Annotated in this window: 21 protein-coding genes; 11 read left to right on the forward strand and 10 right to left on the reverse strand. The window is 64.0% G+C overall.

The window, feature by feature from the left end; translation table 11 throughout:
• The first annotated feature begins 303 nt into the window (after positions 1 to 303).
• A complete protein-coding gene (hxlA, locus tag ACIQT2_RS00005) occupies positions 304 to 942 on the forward strand; it encodes a 3-hexulose-6-phosphate synthase (RefSeq protein ID WP_402942340.1) in 639 nt (212 codons plus the stop codon).
• Between the two features lie 32 nt (positions 943 to 974).
• A complete protein-coding gene (locus ACIQT2_RS00010) occupies positions 975 to 1,598 on the forward strand; it encodes a helix-turn-helix domain-containing protein (RefSeq protein ID WP_402942343.1) in 624 nt (207 codons plus the stop codon).
• A 64-nt stretch (positions 1,599 to 1,662) separates the two neighbouring features.
• Here ACIQT2_RS00010 and ACIQT2_RS00015 read toward each other — a convergent pair whose 3' ends face one another.
• From ACIQT2_RS00015 to ACIQT2_RS00025, 3 genes are all read right to left on the reverse strand, one after another.
• Positions 1,663 to 2,952: an ammonium transporter gene (locus tag ACIQT2_RS00015; protein ID WP_402942346.1), complete on the reverse strand. Its 1,290-nt coding sequence runs from the start codon at positions 2,950 to 2,952 to the stop codon at positions 1,663 to 1,665.
• Between the two features lie 107 nt (positions 2,953 to 3,059).
• Positions 3,060 to 4,193, reverse strand: a complete 1,134-nt coding sequence (locus ACIQT2_RS00020; protein ID WP_402942349.1) for a tyramine oxidase subunit B — start codon at positions 4,191 to 4,193, stop codon at positions 3,060 to 3,062.
• A gap of 128 nt (positions 4,194 to 4,321) precedes the next feature.
• Positions 4,322 to 5,134, reverse strand: coding sequence for an MBL fold metallo-hydrolase (locus ACIQT2_RS00025; RefSeq protein WP_402942352.1), 813 nt, complete (start codon positions 5,132 to 5,134; stop codon positions 4,322 to 4,324).
• 267 nt (positions 5,135 to 5,401) lie between these two features.
• Here ACIQT2_RS00025 and ACIQT2_RS00030 point away from each other — a divergent pair, with 267 nt between their 5' ends.
• Positions 5,402 to 5,608 (forward strand): DUF2945 domain-containing protein, encoded by a 207-nt coding sequence (locus tag ACIQT2_RS00030; protein WP_400332577.1) that lies wholly within the window; start codon positions 5,402 to 5,404, stop codon positions 5,606 to 5,608.
• Between the two features lie 79 nt (positions 5,609 to 5,687).
• Positions 5,688 to 7,436, forward strand: coding sequence for a pyruvate dehydrogenase (locus ACIQT2_RS00035; RefSeq protein ID WP_400332574.1), 1,749 nt, complete (start codon positions 5,688 to 5,690; stop codon positions 7,434 to 7,436).
• A 19-nt stretch (positions 7,437 to 7,455) separates the two neighbouring features.
• On the opposite strand, the gene ligD is transcribed toward ACIQT2_RS00035, so the two are convergent.
• Together ligD and ACIQT2_RS00045 are read right to left on the reverse strand one after the other, a co-directional pair.
• Entirely contained in the window at positions 7,456 to 8,700 is a 1,245-nt protein-coding gene (gene ligD, locus ACIQT2_RS00040; RefSeq protein WP_402942355.1) for a non-homologous end-joining DNA ligase, read from the reverse strand.
• A 77-nt stretch (positions 8,701 to 8,777) separates the two neighbouring features.
• Complete coding sequence (locus tag ACIQT2_RS00045) at positions 8,778 to 9,194, reverse strand: Rid family hydrolase (RefSeq protein ID WP_402942358.1); 417 nt, start codon at positions 9,192 to 9,194, stop codon at positions 8,778 to 8,780.
• A 98-nt stretch (positions 9,195 to 9,292) separates the two neighbouring features.
• On the opposite strand from ACIQT2_RS00045, the gene ACIQT2_RS00050 reads away from it, so the two are divergent.
• The 5 genes from ACIQT2_RS00050 (at position 9,293) to ACIQT2_RS00070 (ending at position 14,594) form a co-directional block, all read left to right on the forward strand.
• Positions 9,293 to 10,165 (forward strand): ABC transporter ATP-binding protein, encoded by an 873-nt coding sequence (locus ACIQT2_RS00050; RefSeq protein WP_402942360.1) that lies wholly within the window; start codon positions 9,293 to 9,295, stop codon positions 10,163 to 10,165.
• Positions 10,162 to 11,136: an ABC transporter substrate-binding protein gene (locus tag ACIQT2_RS00055; RefSeq protein ID WP_402942362.1), complete on the forward strand. Its 975-nt coding sequence runs from the start codon at positions 10,162 to 10,164 to the stop codon at positions 11,134 to 11,136. Before ACIQT2_RS00050 ends, ACIQT2_RS00055 begins: the two co-directional genes overlap by 4 nt.
• A gap of 12 nt (positions 11,137 to 11,148) precedes the next feature.
• Positions 11,149 to 13,278, forward strand: coding sequence for an iron ABC transporter permease (locus ACIQT2_RS00060; protein WP_402942365.1), 2,130 nt, complete (start codon positions 11,149 to 11,151; stop codon positions 13,276 to 13,278).
• Positions 13,279 to 13,382: 104 nt separating this feature from the next.
• Positions 13,383 to 14,015, forward strand: a complete 633-nt coding sequence (locus ACIQT2_RS00065; protein ID WP_402942368.1) for a dihydrofolate reductase family protein — start codon at positions 13,383 to 13,385, stop codon at positions 14,013 to 14,015.
• A 96-nt stretch (positions 14,016 to 14,111) separates the two neighbouring features.
• Positions 14,112 to 14,594, forward strand: a complete 483-nt coding sequence (locus ACIQT2_RS00070) for a pyridoxamine 5'-phosphate oxidase family protein (protein WP_400332555.1) — start codon at positions 14,112 to 14,114, stop codon at positions 14,592 to 14,594.
• 8 nt (positions 14,595 to 14,602) lie between these two features.
• Here ACIQT2_RS00070 and ACIQT2_RS00075 read toward each other — a convergent pair whose 3' ends face one another.
• Entirely contained in the window at positions 14,603 to 15,421 is an 819-nt protein-coding gene (locus tag ACIQT2_RS00075; RefSeq protein ID WP_402942371.1) for a hypothetical protein, read from the reverse strand.
• A gap of 119 nt (positions 15,422 to 15,540) precedes the next feature.
• On the opposite strand from ACIQT2_RS00075, the gene ACIQT2_RS00080 reads away from it, so the two are divergent.
• Entirely contained in the window at positions 15,541 to 15,870 is a 330-nt protein-coding gene (locus ACIQT2_RS00080; RefSeq protein ID WP_402942373.1) for a hypothetical protein, read from the forward strand.
• 62 nt (positions 15,871 to 15,932) lie between these two features.
• Here the strand turns inward: ACIQT2_RS00080 and ACIQT2_RS00085 are convergent, their stop codons facing one another.
• Both ACIQT2_RS00085 and ACIQT2_RS00090 read right to left on the reverse strand, forming a co-directional pair.
• Positions 15,933 to 17,744 carry a glycoside hydrolase family 15 protein gene (locus tag ACIQT2_RS00085; RefSeq protein ID WP_402942376.1) on the reverse strand — a complete coding sequence of 604 codons (1,812 nt, stop codon included), beginning with the start codon at positions 17,742 to 17,744 and terminating at the stop codon, positions 15,933 to 15,935.
• Positions 17,745 to 17,783: 39 nt separating this feature from the next.
• On the reverse strand, positions 17,784 to 17,930 hold the full coding sequence (locus tag ACIQT2_RS00090) for a hypothetical protein (RefSeq protein ID WP_400332545.1): 147 nt from the start codon (positions 17,928 to 17,930) through the stop codon (positions 17,784 to 17,786).
• A gap of 171 nt (positions 17,931 to 18,101) precedes the next feature.
• Between ACIQT2_RS00090 and ACIQT2_RS00095 the strand changes: the two genes are divergently transcribed.
• Complete coding sequence (locus ACIQT2_RS00095) at positions 18,102 to 19,523, forward strand: FCD domain-containing protein (RefSeq protein ID WP_402942379.1); 1,422 nt, start codon at positions 18,102 to 18,104, stop codon at positions 19,521 to 19,523.
• Between the two features lie 23 nt (positions 19,524 to 19,546).
• Here ACIQT2_RS00095 and ACIQT2_RS00100 read toward each other — a convergent pair whose 3' ends face one another.
• Together ACIQT2_RS00100 and ACIQT2_RS00105 are read right to left on the reverse strand one after the other, a co-directional pair.
• Positions 19,547 to 19,822 (reverse strand): hypothetical protein, encoded by a 276-nt coding sequence (locus ACIQT2_RS00100; protein ID WP_402942382.1) that lies wholly within the window; start codon positions 19,820 to 19,822, stop codon positions 19,547 to 19,549.
• Positions 19,823 to 20,107: 285 nt separating this feature from the next.
• Positions 20,108 to 22,501 carry an ATP-binding cassette domain-containing protein gene (locus ACIQT2_RS00105; RefSeq protein WP_402942385.1) on the reverse strand — a complete coding sequence of 798 codons (2,394 nt, stop codon included), beginning with the start codon at positions 22,499 to 22,501 and terminating at the stop codon, positions 20,108 to 20,110.
• Positions 22,502 to 22,529: the final 28 nt, after the last annotated feature.

A 22,529-nucleotide genomic window follows, 5' to 3' on the forward strand; every position in this document is an offset into this window, starting at 1 on the left:
CCCGCCAAAACATCGGCTTCATGCTCGAACCCCACGGCTTCTTCAACCAAAACCCCACCCTCAACCTCCCCACCACCACCAGCACCACCCAAACAAGTGACAGCGACACCTGCTGCCACAACGGGAACCAGCACCCGCACGGAAGCAAGTAAGTACGCAAGGGCGCCGGCGCGGAGCCACCACGGCTCCGCGCCACGTCCGTTTCAAACTTCCGGTCCCCGGTGCGGCAGCGGCAAAGTCGTCCGCTGCCGCTCCGGGGACCGGTTTCATTTCCACAGCCGTATCCCCTTTAGGAGCCACCTCATGAAACTTCAGGTAGCCATCGACCTCCTCACCACCGAAGCCGCGCTCGAACTGGCTGGCAAAGTCGCCAGGTATGTGGACATCATCGAACTAGGGACATCCCTGATTAAGTGCGAGGGGCTTGCGGTCATCACGGCCGTCAAGGAAGCCCATCCGGACAAAATCGTCTTTGCTGACATGAAGACCATGGACGCGGGTGGGCTGGAAGCCGACCTGGCATTCAGCGCCGGCGCGGATCTGGTCACTGTGCTTGGTGCCGCGGACGACTCCACCATCGCAGGTGCCGTCAAAGCCGCAAAAGCCCGGAACAAGGGTGTAGTAGTTGACCTGATCGGCGTCGCGGACAAGGTTGCCCGTGCCAAGGAAGTCTGGGGCCTGGGTGCATCATTCGTGGAGATGACCGGTGGCCTGGACGAGCAGCGAGCCCCGGGATTCGACTTGGATGCGCTGGTCCGTGCCGGTGTCGCATCCGGCGTACCGTTTTCGGTTGCCGGTGGCGTCAAGCCACGTACCATCGACGCCGTTCAGCAGGCGGGCGCGGATGTCGCCGTCGTCGGTGCCGCTATTCACGCAGCGCCCAACCCGACTGAGGTCGCAAAGGACCTCCGCTCGGCCATTATGTGGCGGCCTGCCGCCTAAGGTGTGGGCGGGACGCATCTATACTCAAACGCATGACAACTGGGCGGGCGGAAAAGGCCGAAGAAACCGTAGGGCACCAGGAATCAGAAGCCGCTCTCGGCGCCTTGGAGGGCGTTATCGCTGTCCAGGTGAAACGGCACAGGGTGGACGCAGGGATGTCGGCAGCGGAACTGGCGAACCGCACAGGTTTGTCCAAGGCGATGATCTCGAAGATCGAGTCGGCCAGCACTTCGTGTTCGTTGACTACCCTGCAGCGCCTGGCCCAAGGCTTGAACGTACCGGTGACGGCGCTGTTCCAAGGCGCGGACACCGAACGCGAAGCCACCCTGACCCGGGCCGGGGAAGGAAGCGTCACGGTCAGGAGCGGTACCCGGCACGGCCATGAGTACCGTTCCCTCGGTTCACTCAAGCGCCGCGAGCACGCCATTGAGCCCAGCCTCGTAACGCTGACCAGTGCTTCCGATGTCTTTCCGCAGTTCCAGCACCCCGGAACGGAGTTCATTTACATGCTCGAAGGTCGGATGGTCTACGGGCACGGGTCTTACGAGTACGAGCTCGCCACCGGGGATTCGTTGGTCTTCGAGGGCGAAGGTCCGCACGGTCCGCTGCGTCTGGTGGAGCTGCCTATTCGCTTCCTCGCGGTTGCAGCCCGCTGAAAGTGCATGAAGAGGGCGGCCTGGATGATTCTCCAGGCCGCCCTCTTCATGAACGCGACGCGCTTTAGGAACGGGAGGGGGAGCCGAGCATTTCGGGCTCTTCATCCACCAGGTAGGCCTCTTCGGCGTGGGCAGCAATGTCGATGCCGCGCAGTTCGTCTTCCGGCCGGATGCGCAGTCCCACGGTCACCTGAACGAGTTTTGCCACGAGCCAGGTTGCGGCGAAGGAGTACAGCAACACGGCTCCCGTAGCGAGGGCCTGGGTGCCGAGGAGGTCAAAACCGCCGCCGTAGAGCAGTCCGACCGCCTTGTTCGGAGCTGCTTCGGTGGCGAAGACGCCAATCAGCAACGTGCCAATGACGCCACCCACCAAGTGCACTCCCACCACGTCCAGGGAGTCGTCGAAGCCCAGGCGGAACTTCCACTCCACCGCCAGCGAACACACCGCACCGGCGATGGCTCCGATGGCGATGGCACCGATCGGGCTGACTGCGCCGCACGCAGGAGTGATGGCAACAAGACCGGCCACCAGCCCGGAGGCGGCGCCGATGCTGCTGGCGCGCCCGCGGCGGAGGCGCTCGACGGCGATCCAGCCCAGGAGCGCAGCGGCACCTGCCACTGAGGTGGTCAAGAAGACGACGGAGGCTGTGTTCCCGGCTGCGAGCGCTGACCCGGCATTGAAGCCGTACCAGCCGACCCAGAGGAGTCCTGCACCGACGAGGACCAGGGGCCTGCTGTGGGGGCGGACGTGTTCGCTCTTGGGCCATCCGGCGCTTCGGCCAAGGACCAGTGAGAGAGCGAGCGCGGCGACGCCTGCGTTGATGTGAACTGCTGTGCCACCGGCGAAGTCGATGGCTTTGAGCCCGTTGAGGATCCAGCCGCCGGTGATGCTGCCGTCGGGAGAGTTCAGGGCGAAGACCCAGTGGGCGACGGGGAGGTAGACCACTGTTGCCCAGAGTGCGGCGAACAGCATCCACGCGCCGAACTTCATGCGTCCAGCTGCGGCGCCGGCAATGATGGCGGTGGTGATGCCGGCGAAGAAGAGCTGGAACGCGGCGAACAGGGCCGGTGGGATGGCGGCGTTGGGGTCCTCGGCAAGGAGTTGTTCCAGTCCGAGGTACTGGGTGGGGTCACCGAGCAGCCCGGCGCCGCCGAGGGAGTTCCCGAACACCGCGGAGTAGCCGAACGCGGCCCAGAGGACGGCGACGATGCTGACGCCGCCGAAGCACATCATCATCATGTTCAGGATGCGTCTGGAGCCGACCATTCCTCCGTAGAAGAGGGCCAGGGCGGGGATCATGAGACAAACCAGGGCCGAGCTGACCAGCAGCCAGGCGACATTTCCCGTATCCATGGGAAACCCCTTTCGAACGGTTCTTGTTGGGTGCGGTGGATGGGGTTGGGTGTGTTGGTGTGCGTTGGGGGCGGGTGACTGCCGCCCCCAACGCAGGTCTGGAGGGGTTATGCGAGGGCGGGGGTTTCCCAGAGGTTCAGGACGGTGCCGATGTTCTTTTCGTCGGCGGTGCGGTAGAGCTCGGTGGCCCAGGCGACGTCTTCGATGGGCATGCCGCCGACGGAGTAGAGGATGATTTCTTCGTCGTCGCGGCGTGCGGGGAGTTTGCCGGTGGCGATGTCGGCGATTTCTTCGATCTTTGAGGCCGGGAGCTTCCCTTCTTCAAGGAGCCCGAACCAATGGGATCCCGGGATGCCCAGGATCTGGTAGGCGGTGGGGCCGTATTCTTCGAGCCAGGCCTGGTAGAGGCCTTCGGCGTCGATGACCAGGCGGGCGTCGCCTTGGAGGAAGTCGTCATCGAAGCGTGCCGCGGCAGGCAGGAGCAACAGGGCGCCGGGCTTGATGGCGTGCTTGGGGAAGTAGGGGAAGGCCTCGCTGCCGGCGGCGTCGGTGGAGGTGGTGGCCATGACGACGTCGGCGTCGGAGATCGCGTCCTCAATGGTTGCAGCCGGGGCAACCTTGGTGAGCTGGGGGAAGGTGGCCTGGGCCCAGTCGACGAACGCCTGGGTGCTGCCTTCGCTGCGGCCCTTGACGTAGAGGGTGTCGATGGAGGGGCGAAGGGCCAGGGTGGTCGAGAGGACGGAGCGGGCGATCACGCCGGGACCGACGACGGCGGCGACCTTCGCGTCGGCCTTGGCAAGGTGCTTGACCCCGACGCCGGGAACGGCACCGGTGCGGTACGCGCTGAGTAGGTTGGCGCTCATGATGGCCAACGGGGCGCCGGTGTCGCTGTCGTTCAGGACGAACACGTGGATGGAGCGGGGGAGGCCCTTGCCGCGGTTTTCGGTGTTGGAGCCGTACCACTTCACCCCGGAGGTACCGAAGCGTCCACCAAGGTAGGCGGGCATGGCCATGAAGCGGCGGTCCGGGCCGTCCTTGGGCATCCCTGTGAATTCGGGGGCTGCGGGGAACGTGATCATGGCCCCGTGGGAGTTGCCGTTCTCGCCGGCCATCCGGTAATCGCCTTGCCGGAGCAGGACAAGGGCTTCCTCCATGACGTCGGTGCAGCGGACCAGGTCGCCGACGCCGGCGTCGATCATGTCGGGTTCGCTGAGGTAGCGGAAGTTGATCTCGGTGGACATTGGTACTCCTTCGTGGATCATGTCATGAAACATTGATAACTGACATTCAACCCACATGGCGTTTCCGATCCATCAAGCGGAAGTTTCCGGCGTGTAACTTCTCCGCCCGGGGCGGACGCCAGGCCGCGCTACGTCAGATGGTCGAAATCCCCCCGCGCCCACGCGGCATGCCTCTCGGCAGACTTCCTCAGCACTGCCTTCGCTCCGGATGCAATGACGTTGTTGAAGTTTCCGTACATGCGGTCGAACTCAAGCCCACCCAGATCCTCCGCCAGGCGCAACGCCACTGTGCCGGACAAGGGAAGATGGTTTGGGTAACTGCGCATGAAAGCTACCGATCGGCGGTCCGGGTTGGGGAACACCGTATCGCCCGTCAGCAGAACGCCCCTCCCGTCAGCTCCGGCCGCCCAATGCACCACGGCACTGCCCGGAAAGTGGCCTCCGGCCTGATGGAGCGTCAGCCCCTCCGCGAGGCGCCGGCTCCCCGCCCACGAAACAACGTTCGGGTCATCGCGGCCCAGCCATTGCCGATCAATCTCCGGCACCAGGATGGGAACTCCACCAAGCCTGCGGGACCACTCCACCTGCACACCGAACATGTGCGGATGGCTCGCCGCAATTGCCAGGACGGGCCCGCGATCAAGCACGGCCCGCACGGCGGCGTCATCCACATAGCCAACCGGGTCCCAGATCACGGACCCCTCCGGAGTGACAACCCATTGGGATGTCTGTCCAATGCCAACTTTGGGTTCTACCCGAATACCCCAAAGGCCCGGCTCGTTTTCTCCAAACACCACCCGATGACCAGCCGCCGCCAGCCCGTCAAGGCCAAGCCACCGCTGGCCTTCCTCCAGGACGTACTGCCGCTCGTCGGCACAGATAGGGCACAGCTCCGGCGTGGGCTCCTCGCGCTCAACCCCACAGGTTCCACAGACCAACATCCCAGCGTTCCCTTCCACCGATTCCCCTGCACCCTCCCGCAGGCTGGATGCCCCACACTATGGCACCCCACGTTGCGCAGGAAGAGGCTGCCATTGCACCCGCATATGCCTCCAACAGAAATGACGGAACTGCTGCTGGGGGCTGCCGCTTCGTCAAGGGAGCTTCCGCCCCCAGCCCAACTCCACTAGCGTCGTCTGCGAAGGCCCCCACAGGTGCGCCTTCCAGCTATCCAGGCCCGGACTGTCCAGACCAAGCAAAGGAACACCATGGCACTGAGCAAGGGAACACGAGTGGAATGGAACACCTCCCAAGGCAAGACGCACGGCAAGATCGTGGAAAAGAAGACGAGCGATTTTCAGCTTGATGGCAACACCCACCGGGCCAGCGAAGATGAGCCGCAATACGTCGTGGAATCCGCGAAAACGGGCGCCCACGCAGCCCACAAAGGATCCGCGCTGACTGAACTGCCGTAGACGCGGCCGGAACACCGTTGAGCGAAGGCGGCTATATTGGCCCTGTCAGCCACCAAGCAAAACAGGGGAGTCTGCACACATGGCCAAGGAACTCGCCACCCAGCTCATTGAACAACTCCAGGCTGCGGGGGTGCAGCGGATCTACGGGATTGTGGGTGACAGCCTGAACCCCCTGGTGGATGCCGTCCGGCAAACCGGAGGATCCGCAAAAGGCGGCATCGACTGGATCCACGTGCGCCACGAGGAGGCAGCCGCGTTCGCTGCGGCCGCGGACGCGCAGCTGACCGGGAAGCTGGCAGTGTGTGCTGGCTCCTGCGGTCCCGGCAACCTTCACCTGATCAACGGCCTCTATGACGCCAACCGGACAGGCGCTCCGGTACTGGCCATCGCTTCCCACATACCCAGCAAGCAGATCGGCAGCGGATTCTTCCAGGAAACCCACCCTGACCGGCTGTTCAATGAGTGTTCCGTCTACTCGGAACTGATCAGCACGGCCGAACAGGCCCCAAGGGTCATGCACAGCGCCATCCAGAGTGCGCTGGCACTCGGCGGAGTGGCCGTCGTAACACTCCCGGGCGATATTGCCGGCCTCGAAGCCACAGCGCCCTCGCCCCTGCCGGCCACCTTCCGCCCTGCCTCCCTGATCCCCGATCCCACGAGCGTGCAGGGGCTCGCCGATGCCATCAACGACGCCGGCAAGGTCGCCATTTTCGCCGGGGCGGGCGTTGAGGGAGCGCACAGTGAGCTGATCGCGCTGGCCGAACTCGCCAAGGCGCCCATTGGACACTCCCTGCGGGGCAAGGACTTCGTCCAGTACGACAACCCGTTCGATATCGGCATGACGGGACTGCTTGGATATGGCGCGGCAGCGGAGGGAATCGAGGACGCTGACCTGCTGATCCTTCTCGGGACCGATTTCCCCTACGACCAGTTCCTGCCGGACACCCGCACGGCCCAGGTGGACAGGGCAGCACAGCGGCTGGGGAGACGGACCGACGTCGATCTCGCCGTACACGGCGATGTCCTGCCTACCCTCACCGCCCTGCTGCCCCTGGTGAAGCCGAAGACCAACCGACGTTTCCTGGACCAGATGCTCAAGAAGCACGATCGCTTGATGAACAAAGCCGTGGGTGCCTACACGCGGAAAGTGGAGAAAAAGCAACCGATCCACCCGGAGTACGCGGCATCGCTGCTGGACCAGACGGCGGCCGAAGACGCCATCTTTACTGCCGACACCGGAATGTGCAATGTGTGGACGGCCCGGTACATCAACCCCCTGGGCACGCGCAGACTGATCGGCTCCTTCCTCCACGGCTCCATGGCGAACGCCCTGCCGCACGCCATCGGAGCGCAAGTGGCGTTCCCGGAACGCCAGGTGGTCTCGGTTTCGGGGGACGGCGGCCTCTCCATGTTGCTGGGGGAACTCATCACGGTCGCCGCGCTCAAGCTTCCGGTGAACGTGGTGGTGTTCAACAACTCCACGCTGGGCATGGTGAAGCTGGAGATGCTGGTGGACGGCCTGCCTGACTTCGGCGTTGACGTTCCCGACGTCAACTATGCGGCAGTGGCCGCCGCCTTGGGATTCCATGCTGTCCGGGTTACGGACCCCGCGGACATTGAAGGGGCGTACCGCTCGGCATTCGCCCACCCCGGGCCGTCGCTGGTTGAGCTGATCACCGACCCGCAGGCGTTGTCCCTCCCGCCCAAGATTTCGGGCTCCCAGGTCATCGGCTTCGCCACCGCAATGTCCAAGGTGGTGCTGAACCGTGGGGCAGGGGAGGCGGTCAGCATGGCCCGGAGCAACCTCCGCAACATCCCACGGCACTAGCGGAACAAGGGGACCGGGCTCACGCTCCGGGCCGGCCGGGCCATTCCTTTCCGGCCCAGGGATCGTAGTTGGCGATCAGCTCTTCCTGCTCCGGGCGTTGTGCCTCCGGAACGTGCTGGAGGTTGATGCGGACGCGGTACCACAGGGAGCTTGAGCCGCGCATGCCGTCCACCAGGACATCGGCGGGGTGCAACTCCGCCACAACAGCTGCGTGGCGCGCCTTCCACTCTTCCAGCGCTTCGAGGGCTTCGGCCTTGGTCTTGGTCCGGGCCACTTCAATGAGCGGCATGACCGACTGCCGCCGTCCCGAACCATCACCCGAACGCGGAGCTTTCTCAGCCGGTCCCAGCTCGGCGGCCAAGGCGAGGAGCCGGTCCAGGCTACCTGCAGCGCCATCGATCCCTGCATGGGGATCCCCTTGTTTCGCGAAGCGCGCCGGTACGGTCAACACGGTGAATTGGCCGGGCCTGGCCGTCGCCAGCTCGTCCCAGGTAAGGGGAGTGGAGACCCTGGCGTCGGGGAGCGGCCGCACCGAGTAGGCGGAGGCCACCGTCCGGTCCTTGGCGTTTTGGTTGAAGTCAACGAAGACGCTCTCTCCGCGCTCCTCCTTCCACCATCGGGCAGTGGCGAGTCCGGGCGCCCGGATCTCCACTTCCCGGGCGAGCGTTTCGGCGGCGAGGCGCACGTGCTTGTGGTCGTGGTCCGGCGCAATCCGGACCAGGATGTGCAAACCCCGGGATCCGCTGGTTTTGGGCCATCCCACCAATCCAACGTCCTCCAGCACTTCCCCCGCAACGTAAGCAACATCCACGATTTGGGACCAATCCACTCCCGGCATGGGATCCAAATCGATCCTCAGCTCGTCCGGGTGGTCAAGGTCCTCGGCGCGTACAGGATGCGGATTGAGGTCGAGGCACCCCAGGTTCACCACCCACGCCAATCCTGCAGCATCCCGGATGACCGCTTCCTCCGCCGAGGTCCCGGACGAATAATGCAGGGTTGCCGTGTCGATGAAGGGTGGATGGTTCTCAGGAACCCGTTTTTGGAAGAACGGCTCGGCGTTGATGCCCTTGGGGAAGCGCTTGAGGACCATCGGACGGCCGCCCGCACCGCGCAATGCTCCTTCCGCGACGGCAAGGTAGTACCGCACCAAGTCCAGCTTGGTGATCCCCGGTTCCGGAAATACCACCTTGTCCGGACTTGAAATGCTGACATCCCAGTCGTCGATGGCCAGGATCTCGGGCGGGGTCTTTGACGGACTCATGGCGTCACGCTAGCAACGTTCGGACCCGTGAACCAGAGGAGTTGCCGAAGGCACCTCGCGGCACCCTCACGTAACAGTCAGTGCACGACGGCGGCTACCGCACTGATCTCCACCAGCGCCCCGGGAACACCGAGGCCAGCCACCCGTGCGGCCATGACCAGCGGTGGTTCATCCGACGCAAGCTCGGAAGCGATGGCGCCGTATCCCGCCCCGAGGTCCGCACCGTCCACAAAGAGCACGGTCCACTGCACCACGTCGGAAAGGGTTGCTCCGGCTGCGGCCAAGGCGGTGCGGGCGTTGGCCAAGGCACGGGCCGACTGTACTGCAACATCGTCCTGTCCAACGAGGTGGCCGTCCGCATCCACAGCATTCTGGCCTCCCACGTAAATGGTGGTTACGCCAGGCGGCACGATCGCGACATGGCTGAAAGCAGGGCTGTTCACGAGCCCTTGGGGACGAAGGCGCTGGACTGTAGGGAGCTGGTCAGAAGACATGCACGTAATGATGCCACCACCAGGCCTGGGTGTGACCTCGATAACAGATGAAGCCGCCGTTTTCTTAAATAAGGTAAGGCTAAGCTAATCTTCCATCTGTGATTGAGCAAACTGTGTTTGAGCAGGGAAAACAGGCCGGCCTCGAGGCCCACGACCTTGTGCTGCGCTACGGCGCCAAGGACGTGGTCCACGGTGCGGGCCTTAACCTGGAGCCCGGGCGGATAGTCGCCCTGGTGGGCCCCAACGGCAGCGGAAAGTCCACGTTGCTGCGGGCCTTGGCACGTTTGCATGCCACATCGTCGGGAAGTGTTACCGTCAGCCCCTCGGACGGTGAGGCAGTTGATGCCCTCATGATGAAGCGCAGCGATTTCGCCCGCCACGTGACGTTGCTCTCGCAGAGCCGCCCGGTGCCCCACGGCCTGAGCGTCCGTGACGTGGTCGAATTCGGCCGCCATCCGTACCGCGGACGGTGGCGGGCCGCCGACCCCGAGGGGGCTGCCGCCGTCGAACGCGCCATGCTGCTCACCGGCGTCGGCGACTTGGCCGGCAGGGGAGTCCACGAGCTTTCGGGAGGGCAGCTCCAGCGCGTGTGGCTGGCGAGCTGCCTGGCCCAGGACACCTCGGTGCTTCTGCTCGACGAACCGACGAACCATTTGGACCTTCGCTACAAGGTGGAAATCTTCGATCTGGTGTTCGACCTCGCCCGCGTCCATGGCGTAGCCGTCGGCGTCGTGTTGCACGACCTCGACGAGGCCGCGGCGTTGGCCGACCAGGTGGTAGTGCTCTCCAAAGGCCGCATCGCTGCGGCGGGTCCTGCACACGAGGCCCTCGACCCCGCCCTCCTCAGCGAGGTCTATTCCATCCCCATCGTTACCCATACTGATCCGCTGACCGGAAGGCTGCGCACCCGCGCAGTGGGCCGGCACAGCGAAACCCAACCCCTCACCAAGGAAAGGACCATGCGTCCATGAAAATCCCCAAGGCTTTGGCCGCTACGGCTGCTGCCGCGCTTCTCCTCACCGGCTGCGGCACTACAGAAGCACCTGCCGGTTCGGCCTCCAGTGGCGCCGCAGGCGGCGGTGCCATCACCGTGACCGACGCCCGCGGTACGGAGGTCAAACTCGACGGACCCGCCAAGCGCGTAGTCGGCACCGAATGGAACGTCGTGGAAAACCTCACGACGCTCGGCGTCATGCCCGTGGGTGTGGCCGACGTCAAGGGTTACAGTGCCTGGGTCACGGCCGGCAAGCTGGACAGCACGCCCAAGGACATCGGAACCCGCAGCGAACCCAGCTTCGACACCATCGCTTCCCTGGATCCCGACCTGATTGTCGCCACCACAGACCTGGCCGACCCGGTCATCAAGCAGCTTGAGGAGCTCGCTCCCGTTGTGGTGGTCAAGTCCGCCGACGCGAGCCGCCAGATCGCCCAGGCAGAGGACAACCTCAAGCTCGTCGCCAAGGCAACAGGCACGGAGAAGAAGGCCGATGAAGCCATCGCCGCGTTCGATGCAGCGGTGGCAAAGGGCAAGGCCGACCTTGAAAAGGCCGGGCTCGCAGGAAAGCGCGTGGCCTTCGCCGACGGTTGGGTGGCCGACGGCAAGGTTTCTGTCCGGCCGTACGTCAAGGGATCACTGCTGGCAGACATCAACACCGAACTTGGCCTGGTCAGCCCCTGGCCCATGGAAGGCGATCCCGCATACGGCCTGGCGTCCACCGACGTCGAGGGATTGACTGCCATCAACGCTGACAGCTTTGCCTACATCACCAACAACGCCGACGGCGACTTCACCGATGAGCTGACCAACAATGCGGTCTGGAAGTCCCTTCCGTTCGTCGCTTCCGGAAGCGTCCACCGCCTGCCGGACGGCATCTGGATGTTCGGTGGCCCGGCTTCGATGACGCAGTACGTCGACGCCCTGGTGGCATCCCTCACCAAATAGCACCGCCGCATCATGACCCAAACAGCACGGAGGCCCGCCATGACCGCTGCCACGGCCGTGGCGGGCGCTCCCGCCCCCGCTCCTGCAGGTTCCCGGCGCTGGTCCGGAACCGTCCTCGCCGCCGTGGCCGGCCTGCTGCTCCTGGTGGCCTTTTCGCTGATCCACCTGACGCAAGGGACGGCCGACGTCGGCCCTGACAAGTTGCTGGGGATGCTCACCGGCAGCGGCTCGGACCAGGCGACAGCGGTGTTGATCGCCTCCCGCGTGCCCCGACTTGTCGCAGGCCTCCTGGTGGGCGTCGCCCTGGGCGTTGCCGGGGCTGCACTGCAATCGGCAACCCGTAACGTCCTGGCATCACCGGATACCTTGGCAGTCAACGCCGGCGCGCATTTCGCGATCGTAGGCGTAGCGGCGTTCGGCTTGACCTTGCCCGCGCTCTTGTCCGGTGGAGTTGCCTTCCTTGGCGGCCTCGCCGCAGCCGTGCTCGTGCTGGCGCTCTCCGGTGGTGGAGCCAACGGCAACGGTGGCCCCATTCGCCTGGTCCTTGCAGGGACAGCGCTGGCGCTGGGGCTTCATTCGGCGACCAGCGCCCTCCTGCTGCTTTTCAGCCAGCAAACAACCGGGCTGTACGCCTGGGGACAAGGAAGCCTTGCCCAGTCCCGCAGTGATGAATTGCTGCAGTTCACGCCGGTGGTAGTGGTTGCTGTCGCCTTGCTCCTGGTACTGTCCCGCAGGCTTGACCTCCTGGGCTTGGGAGACGATGCCTCGAGGCTGGCGGGCGCGGATCCGCGCGTCGCCCGAGTGGCCGCCGTCGTGCTGGCTGTTGTCCTGTCCGCAGCGGCGGTGACCATCGCGGGACCCATCGGTTTTGTCGGGCTATGTGCCCCGGCCATCGTCCGCTTGCTGGCCAGCCGCCTCCGCGGCCTCGGCAGACACCGTTCCCTCCTGCCCGTTTCCGGGTTGGCCGGGGCGATCGTCGTGGTTGGCGCGGATGTCGCCGTACGAGGGCTGTTCGGCGCCCAGGCCGGCGTCGAGGTACCAACGGGCGCGGTGACCACCGTCTTTGGCGCAGTGTTCCTGGTGGCCTTGGCGTTGCGCATGACCGACGCCGGTCTCAGCGCGGCCGGGGATGCCCTGGCACGATTGCGCTCGCGCAGGTTTTTCAGGGGCGTCCTGGTGGCCTTGCTGGTGCTGCTGGCAGGGCTGCTGGTGGCCGGAGCTTTGCTTGGCGATGCCAAATTGCTGCTGGGGGATCTGACCAATTGGTTAACGGGGCAATCCGGAAACCGGGTCAATGCCATCCTGGGCACCCGGATGCCGCGGGTCCTGGCCGCGGTCCTGGCGGGTGCGGCGCTGGCCCTTGCCGGCGCCCTCATTCAGGCAGTTTCCCGGAACTCCTTGGCCGAGCCTGGCATCCTGGGTGTCTCGGGCGGCGGCGGTTTGGCAGCCATTGCGGTGATCACCACAGCACCACTGGCTGGAGCGTGGGTGGTTACCGGCTCGGCCTTGCTGGGCGCCGCGTTGTCCGCCGCCTTGGTCTTTGGCCTGTCCTTCCGCGGAGGCCTGCAGCAGAACCGGCTTGTCCTGATAGGAATCGGCGTCTCCGCGGGACTCGCAGCCATCATCACCGTCCTGCTCGTTTCAACGGATCCGTTCAACCAGACCAAGGCTCTGACCTGGCTTTCCGGGTCAACGTACGGGCGAAACTTCGCGTCGGTCCTGCCTCCGCTGCTTGCGCTGGTGATGGCCGTGCCCGTGCTGGCCGCCCTGCGGAGGGACCTCGACCTGATTGCCGTGGACGACGATTCGCCCCGCGTCCTTGGCATCCAACTGACGCGGTCCCGGTTGATTCTCCTCTCCGTGGCAGTGCTCCTGACCGCCGGGGCGGTTTCGTCGGTGGGCGTCATTGCTTTCGTGGGCCTCGTGGCTCCTCACGCTGCACGCACCTTGGTGGGCGCGCGGCACGCGCGCGTCCTTCCGGTGGCGGCCCTGATCGGCGCTTCCACTGTGGTCCTGGCTGACGTCATCGGGCGCACGATCATTGCCCCTGCCCAGATACCCGCCGGCATCACCACGGCGCTGGTGGGCGCGCCCTACTTTGTCTACTTGCTGTGGCGGTCCCGCGTGGATCGGAGTGCCTGAAACCGGCAGCGGTGGCCTGGCGGTGGGAGTCCTTGAAGGGCGCACGGCGGCGGCGGTAGCATAGCCGCCACCACACCCGAACGCAGCCAATCGAGGAGCCAACCATGGGTGAAAGTGCAGCGGAGAAAACGTCAGCCAAGTTGATGGTGGATCTCATCATTTCCTTGGACGGCTACGCCTCGGGCGAAGGCTGGCCCGGCTGGTGGGGGCTGGAAGGACCGGAATATTTGGCTTGGCTGGACGAAGAAGGAAAAAAGGACATCACCCTTCTTATGGGGGCCAACACGTATAAGGTCATGTCCGGCCTTTCCCAGCAGGCGGAGGACGGAGGCTCAGGGTTTTCCGACGACGAAGGTGCAAGCCTGACAGGGTTGGCAGCTATGCCCAAAATCGTCTTCTCCAAATCCGTGGAGGAACCGCTGGCCTGGCCAAACACCGAGCTTGTACGTGGGGATGCCGTGGAGGCCGTCCGGGAGCTGAAGCGCACCCGCACGGGAACCTTGAGTACCCTGGGCAGCCTCAGCCTGACCCGGTCACTGCTGTCTGCAGGACTGGTGGACCGTTACCGGCTGGTGGTCTTTCCCGTCATTACCGGCCGGACCGGGAGCGAGCGGATCTACGACGGATATCCGGACGTAGCCCTGGAACTCGTGGAGAGTCGCACCTTCGATGGGCGGTCCCAACTCCTCGAGTACGTTCCCACCCTGATCGAGGGACCGCCCCCGGGACGCCCGTGACCTGCCGCCTTCGCCTGCCCGACTAGTAAATAAGTAAACTTACTAATAGGCTGGCAAGCCGGGAGGGTCCCGGACAAACGGTGGAATGAGGCAACCATGAGTGAAGAGCAGGGCATCGCAAAAGTCACGGACATCATCAACCACACCAAGATTGGCATGTTGACCACCATCAACGAATCAGGGGCATTGGTCAGCCGCCCTTTGGCCGTCCAGGAAGTCCGTGATGACGGTGACCTCTGGTTCTTTACAGGCTTGGGCACCTCGCAGGTAGCCCACATCCGGGGCGACAGCAGGGTCAACGTCTCCTTCGGCAAGAACACCGAGTGGGTCTCCGTGGCCGGCACCGCGGAAGTGGTCACGGACAGGACTACCATCCGTGAACTCTGGAACCAGGCCGTAGAAGCATGGTTCCCTGACGGCCCCGAAACTCCTGAGGTCTGCCTGCTTCGGGTGGACTCCGACTCCGCGGAGTACTGGACCACTCCGGGCGGAACCGCTGCCACCGTCCTTCAATGGGTAAAGTCCAAAGTTTCCGATTCGCGGATGAGCGTCGGCGAGAGTGGGACGGTGGACCTCTAGGACCCCGGCTATTGCGGCAAGACGAGCATGTAGCCGGTAGGCAGGTCGGTGCTCCACCGCCGCGGTTCGCGGACCACGAACTGCGTGGCCAATTGTTCCGGATTCAGCAACGTGTCAGGGGCAGGTGAAGGGCCCCATTGGCCACTGCCGTAAGGGTACAGCGGATCCATGACCCTGATGCCGGTTACCTGGAACTCCGAATGCGACCGGGGATCGCCTACTGACTCGAACCCGCTCATCACCCATGCGTGGCGTCCACTCCACATCACCAGGCCAACTGGCCTGCCGGTGTAGGCCATGGCCCGAGCAGCGGTTCGCAGTGCGTCCTCGTAAGCCGGAATGCTCACCACCTTGTAGGGGCCCATGCCCACCTCCCCAAGCACCGCCGCCCAGCCCATGGGGTTGGCACCGTTGAAGGCGTTGGACGAACGCACCCGGGCCATCTCCCACAATTCGCCTTGTTGGGCCTGCCCTGCCCACGTGCCCTCGCCGCCCTTCCGGACCAGGTTGTGTGCCATCTGGATGCTCGCGGCCACGCACCACTCGAAGGTGTACTGCGGTACGAAATCGCCGTCCTCATAGAGGTTGAAGGTGAAGGGCTGCGGTTCAGCTATCTGGGTTGGCGCGGGAAGCGGTGCCGGGGTTGCCGCGGCGGTGGGTGACGCGTCGCCTGCCATGGCCGCTGCGGATTCGACCGGACCGGGCTGGCTGGCTGAGGCTGCCTGCGCGGGCGGGGGAGAGGGGAGGTCGACAGCCGGTGAGCAGCCCGACGTCAGGAACGCTGCAACAGCGACTCCGACGAAGAGACGGGCTGGGGTACCGGTCATGGTCGAACCAGTCTATTCCTGCCCTTGTGATGCAGGACAGGTATGCGTAGCGTGGAGGGATAGGCTCTTCGCCGATGCAGCCCGGCGGTTCCTGCCTTTCATCCCCCTTGGAGGCCGTCATGGCCACAGACAATTTCGCGCGCTTTATCCAGGAATCCCTGGTTATTGAAGAAGACACCGACGACGGCATGGATATCGATACCCTCTACGGCCTGTACATCAGCTGGTGTCGGATAACCGACATAGCGCGGGAACCAGAAACGCGATTCCTCTCCACTTTGCGCCGGCATCGGCTCCGTTGGGGCCGTCAGGACGGCGGCTGGGTCCTCGTGGGCCTGCGCATGATCGGTCCCGCTGCCCGGGACTATGTCACGTCCGGTGCAGTTCTTTCCCACGCCGGAAATGACGAGGTGTGGGAGCTTCCCTTGGAACCTGGCGCGGCCGCCTGACCGGCCGCCTCCGGCGGGTCAACCCACTCAGGAACCGTGCCGGAGCGCTCAGGGTGACGTACTTACACGGTCCTGGCCAGGCTGAGTAAGTCCACACCGTGGAGCGCATCCGCAGCGCGGACCAAGGCCAGATGCGAGAAGGCTTGGGGATAGTTCCCGGCCATCCGTCCTTCTTCTGTGTCGTACTCTTCGCTGAGCAGGCCAAGTTCATTGCTGAGCCCCACCAGCTGGTCCATGAGGCGTGTGGCATCGTCTTCCCTGCCTGTTCGGGCGTACTGTTCCACCAGCCAGAACGAGCAGGCCAGGAAGGGGTGTTCTCCGGGTTCCAAGCCGTCCACACCCGTCTCCGTCCTGTATCGCAGCAGCAGGCCGCCGTCGTTCAGCAGTTCGTCTTCCAGGCGTGCCACCGTACCCAGCATCCGTTCGTGGCGGTACGGCAGGAACCCAACCTGGGGCATGACCAGGAGGGCTGCGTCCGTTTGGGTTCCGCCGTAGGTCTGGGTAAACGAATTGAGCCCAGGGTTGAAGGCCCGGTCCATGATCTCTTCGCGCAGCTTTTCGCGGAGGTACTCCCAATGCTCGGCCGGGCCGTCAAGGCCGTGATCTCGAACTGCACGAATGCCGCAGTCGAAGGCGGCCCACATCATCACCCGTGAATGGGTGAAGAACCGTGGCTCACCCCGTATTTCCCAGAGGCCGTAGTCCTTGTCATCAAGGTGTTTCTCGACGAATCCCAGCAAGATCTGTTGCAGGGTCCAGGAGAAATGGTCCTCCTTGCCGCCAGCCATACGCAGTCTTTCCAGAGCCACCATGACTTCGCCAACCACATCGGCCTGGAACTGTGCCACGGCCGCATTTCCGATCCGCACGGGCCGGGAATCTGCGTACCCCGGAAGATGATCGAGAACCCGCTCCGGCAGGTCCCGTTCGCCTCCGATGCCGTACATGATCTGAAGGTCCTCCGGTTGGCCGGCCAGCGCCCGCAGCAGCCAGTCACGCCACTGCAATGCTTCGGTTTCGTAGCCATGCGTCAACATCGATTCCAAGGTCAACGCAGCATCACGCAACCAGCAAAACCGGTAGTCCCAGTTCCTGGAGCCGCCAAATTCCTCCGGGAGGGAGGTTGTGGGGGCGGCGACAATCCCGCCCGTTTCGTAGTTCGTCAGGGCACGCAGGACCAAGAGGGACCGCTTGACGGCTTCTCCGTAGTCGCCGTTGGAGCGGCAGTGGCTGCCCCACGTTGTCCAATAGGCAGTGGCCTGCTGCAGGGCGGCGTCCACATCGATTCTTGCCGGCGCCGGACGATGCGACGGAAACCAGGTCAACTCGAAGTCGACAATGTCCGACGCCGATACCGTGAACCCTCCTGCGTGACCGTGTGTGTGCGGTTCCGGAAGGTGCGGGCCGCGAAGGGCCAAAGCGTCCGGCCCGGCCAAGGCCTGGAGCATGGTCCCGCCGGAATCAAGGTCGTGGACTCGTCGCGTCCAGGGGACGATCTTCGCGTAGCCCGGACGAATGACCAGTTCCTGGTGCATTTCCACCACGCCCTCAAGCCCGGTGATGCGGCGCAGAACCGACGAGGTGGTGTGCCCTACCGGCATGAAGTCTGTGACCCGGACGGAACCCGTGGACGTACGCCAGTGTGTTTCCACGATGAAGGTCGAATCAACGTATGAGCGGCTAGTCACCACGGCTTCCGGGTCACCCGGGGCGAGCAACCACCGTCCGTGTTCATCAGTGCCCACCAGGGCGCTGAACTGCGCGGGGGAGTCGAACCTCGGGAAACATGCCCAATCCAGGCTGCCGCTACGGGAAACCAACGGCCCGGTCAGGAGATCCGACAGCAGTGCATAGTCCTCGATGGGATCGGCCATGGCTTTACTAAAACACACCCGGAAGCGTGAGGGGAGGGGCTACCTGGCGGCGCTCAGCGCCAACGGCGAGCAGACAAAGAACTGTGGCTGCTCAACCTGGGCGAACGGAACGACGATCCAGCGGCCACCATAAAACTCAACATAGGAGTCCTGGTTGCATTGTGCGTAAGCTTCTTCCCGCGTCATCGTCTTCTCCTTTCCTCATCTAGGTTTTAGACCACCACTACTGATCTGTGTCTGACCGGAACAGGTGCCCTTCTGCTCTTCGATTGGTACTCTTAACTATAGACTTTCATTGATAAGGGTCAATAGACATTCAAGGTTAAATGTCACTTTCTTCGAGGAGGACGAGTACCGGTGTCGACATGGAAAGAGCAACTGGCTTTCGCCCCGCTGGAGACTGCCGACAGGGGAGAGGAAGTCGCCCGGCGCCTTAGGCACGCCATAGAACTCGGCGTCCTCGAGGACGGATCCCAACTGCCGAGCGAAAGCTATCTGGCCACCAGAATGGGCGTGTCAACATTGACGCTTCGGGCAGCCCTGGCCGAATTGCGGGGATTGGGTCTCGTGGAGACCCGGCGCGGCAAGGGCGGGGGAAGCTTCGTCAAGGCCAACACGGGCGACGTCGCGCGGATGCAAAAACAGTCGGTCGGCACCTACTCCTTGGAGGATTTGCGCGACCTCCGCGAGTTCCGCGCGTTCCTGGCCGGCAGCGCCGCTGCGGCCGCAGCGGAGAGATCCAGTCGGCTGTCCCTGGCCCGCCTTGAGTACATGTCCGATGAAATCCGGACAAGCGAGCACCCGGCGGACGCGATCCGGGCCGACAGCAAATTCCACATTGAGCTTGCGGCGAGCTCCGGCTCCGTCAGGCTGACCAGGCAGGAAGCGGAGCTGCAAGCCGAGGTTGGCCCACTGATCTGGATGGACCCTGCACCCCGCAAGCAGGCCGCGGCCGACGATCACGCGCGGATCGTCGAGGCCATCAAGGCCGGCGACGTCGCGCTAAGCCGGCAGCTCGCCGAAGACCATGTGCGGCGGGACATGAACCTGGTCATCGACGAACGGTTGGAGCTGGACGTTTCGCCCATCGATACCAAAGGAAAGCCCCCGTCCGTGGACCGCGTCGTTACGGCCATCGAGACGCTTGCCGGCACTTTCCAGGGGATCGCCGCAGCCTCACTTCGAGACCTCGAGCAGGCAGTTCGCACCAGCATTTCCGCGGGCGTGAGCCGGGAGAAGGCGGATTCGGAGATTTATGCCGTGGCCAGAAGGTCACTGGCCATCGGGGTACCCCTCCTGTACGGCAACGGCTTCATGGCCGATCAGGAATTCTATGGGGAGGGATGGATAGCGTGGTGCTACGCGCCCACCGGCCCTGAGTCCCACCAACGGCTGTACATCGATATGGATCTCTATGAGGTGAACACCGTACCGTGGCTGCCGGGGGAGGACACGGAGGAGGGCGAGTACCACGTCAGCCACGCCTACGTGGACGCCAGCGGAACCAATGAGATTGTGATGACTTTCGGCAGGCGTATCACCGTAGACGGCCAGTACGCCGGGGTAGTGGGCGCCGATGTTTCGGTCAGCCAACTCCAGACTGCGTTCGAACCCCATCTGCGCGCATTGCCGCCCAACAGCTGCATCGTTGACCAGCATGGAGCAATTCTGGCAACGAACACCGGCCGCTTTGTAGGTGGAACCATACCCGTCGATTCCGGGGATTCACGTGAGCTGCCCGGCGTCCCATGGCGGCTCTGCATCGGCTACGCCGGTTAGACGCCGCGCGGGACTGACGGGAGTCAGTTAGCCCCGACCAACGCGTTGAGCCAAGCAACTTCGAGTTCCCTGCTGCTGCGGGGCTGGAACCTGGCGTATTCGCCACTGAATTTCGCGTCCGGTTCACTAAGACGCTGTCCATCCAACGTGACGAAGGGCAGCTCATCCAGGTACGCCACCCGCGGGAGCCGGGTGATGTTGAACTCCGTGATGCATTGCGAGCAGATCGGCGTCGCCCGGATGTACGCGTGGGCAGGGTTGGTCCAGCAGGTTTCGCAGTAGGCAATCTCGCCGGGCATGTTTTCCTCAGTGGTGGGCGCTGACGTGCACTGTCAATTCTCACAGCTGCCACCATGCGGTTTCGAGCAGGTGTGACCAGCCCCACGGTGTGACGTGGCACAACACGGAAGCACGTTCCGGGACAACTCAGAACGTTTGACCCAGACCCCGAGAGGCTGGACATGTCAGCGCCTCGGGGGATCCCAACTTCCCTCTACTTTACATAATGTAGATTATCGGCGTTTTAGACACATCACGGAGAGGGGCCGTCCCGCACAGCCGAAACGGCCCCAAATACGCTCGCGTCAGGCGCCTACGTAAGCCGCCAGGTGCTTCGCCGTCAGCGTCGACCTGCCAGCCACAAGCTCCGCCGGCGTTCCAGCGAAAACGATCTTGCCGCCGTCGTGCCCGGCCCCGGGTCCCAAATCGATGATCCAGTCGGCATGGGCCATGACCGCTTGGTGATGTTCGATCACTATGACGGACTTGCCGGACTCAACCAGGCGGTCCAGCATGCCGAGCAGATTCTGGACATCGGCCAGGTGCAGGCCCGTGGTGGGCTCGTCCAGGATGTAGATATCGCCCTTCTCGGACATCTGGGTGGCAAGCTTCAGGCGCTGGCGCTCACCGCCGGACAGCGTCGTCAACGGCTGGCCCAGCGTCAGGTATCCCAGTCCGACGTCGGCAAGCCGGTCCAGGATCTTGTGGGCTGCCGGCGTGCGGGCGTCGCCCTCGCTGAAGAACCTCTCCGCCTCATTCACAGACATTGCAAGCACTTCTGCAATATTGCTTCCGCCCAGCCTGTACTCGAGAACCGACGCCTGAAAGCGCTTTCCCTCGCATTCCTCGCACGTCGATTCAACGGTGGCCATGACACCCAGATCCGTGTAGATCACCCCGGCGCCATTGCATGTGGGGCAAGCACCCTCGGAATTGGAACTGAACAACGCCGGCTTCACGCCGTTGGCTTTGGCGAAAGCCTTGCGGATGGGTTCCAGGAGTCCCGTGTACGTGGCCGGGTTGCTGCGCCGCGAACCGCGGATGGCGCCCTGGTCGATGACAAGGACCCCGTCGCGCTTGGCCACCGATCCGTGCACCAGCGAGCTCTTGCCTGAGCCGGCAACTCCCGTCAGGACGCAAAGCACGCCCAGTGGAATGTCGATGTCGACGTCCTGCAGGTTGTTCGTCGAGGCGCCACGTACCTCAAACTGGCCCGTGGCAGGCCGGAATGTGTCCTTGATTGCGGCGCGGTCATCGAGGTGCCGCCCGGTAATGGTGTCGCTCCCCCGCAAACCGTCGAGGTCACCCTCGAAGCAGACGGTTCCACCTCCGGTACCGGCCCCTGGGCCGAGGTCTACGACGTGGTCGGCGATAGCGATGGTCTCCGGTTTGTGCTCCACCACCAGCACCGTGTTGCCCTTGTCCCGAAGCTGCAGCAGCAGCTGGTTCATGCGCTCAATGTCGTGCGGGTGGAGTCCAATGGTTGGCTCGTCGAAAACGTAGGTGATGTCCGTCAGGGACGAACCCAGGTGACGGATCATCTTTGTCCGCTGCGCCTCTCCCCCGGACAAGGTACCGGCGGGACGGTCCAGGGACAGGTAGCCGAGCCCGATGCCGGTGAAGGAGTCAAGCAGGTGCTGCAGTCCCTTCAGGAGGGGTGCAACGGATGGTTCGTCCAATGCCCTGATCCAGCCCGCGAGATCGCTGATCTGCATCTTGCAGACGTCGGCAATGCTCTTGCCCTGGATCTTGGACGATCGGGCCTCGGGACTCAGGCGCGTCCCTTCACACTCCGGGCACGTGGTGAACGTGATGGCGCGCTCCACGAACGCCCGGACATGCGGCTGCAGGGCATCCACATCCTTGGACAGCATCGACTTCTGGATCTTGGTAATGATGCCTTCGTAGGTGAGGTTGATGCCTTCCACCTTGACCTTGGTGGGTTCGCGGTAGAGGAGGTCGTGAAGTTCCTTCTTGGTGAACTTGGCGATCGGCTTGTCCATGTTGAAGTAGCCGGTCCCGCTGAAGATGCGACCGTACCAACCGTCCATGCTGTAGCCGGGCACGGTCAAGGCGCCCTCGCTCAGGGACTTGCTGTCATCGTAAAGCGCGGTGAGATCGAAGTCGCTGACCGACCCCATGCCTTCGCACCGGGAACACATGCCTCCCAGGCGGTTGAAGGAAGCCTTCTCGGTCTTGGTCTTGCCTTCGCCGCGCTCCACGGTGATGGCTCCACTGGCCTTGACGGTGGGGACGTTGAACGAATACGCATTGGGTGAGCCAATATGCGGATGACCGAGCCTGCTGAACAGGATGCGCAACATCGCGTTGGCGTCGGTTGCGGTGCCAACCGTGGACCTGGGGTTGGACCCCATGCGCTCCTGGTCAACAATGATGGCGGTGGTCAGGCCTTCAAGCATGTCCACGTCAGGCCGCGAGAGGGACGGCATAAAACCCTGGACGAACGCACTGTAGGTCTCATTGATCATGCGCTGCGATTCGGCGGCGATGGTTCCGAACACCAGCGAGCTCTTGCCGGAGCCCGAGACACCAGTGAACACCGTGAGCCGGCGTTTGGGGATGTCGATGCTGACGTCCTTGAGGTTGTTCTCGCGGGCTCCCTGCACACGGATGAGGTCGTGGGTGTCCGCTACGTGGGACCCCGAAGATTCCGTTTCCGTGCTCGCGGCAATGCTCATGATTTCTCCATCTGCCAGGCGCCGCTGC

Source organism: Paenarthrobacter sp. NPDC090522 (assembly GCF_044769225.1).
Taxonomy (GTDB): domain Bacteria; phylum Actinomycetota; class Actinomycetes; order Actinomycetales; family Micrococcaceae; genus Arthrobacter.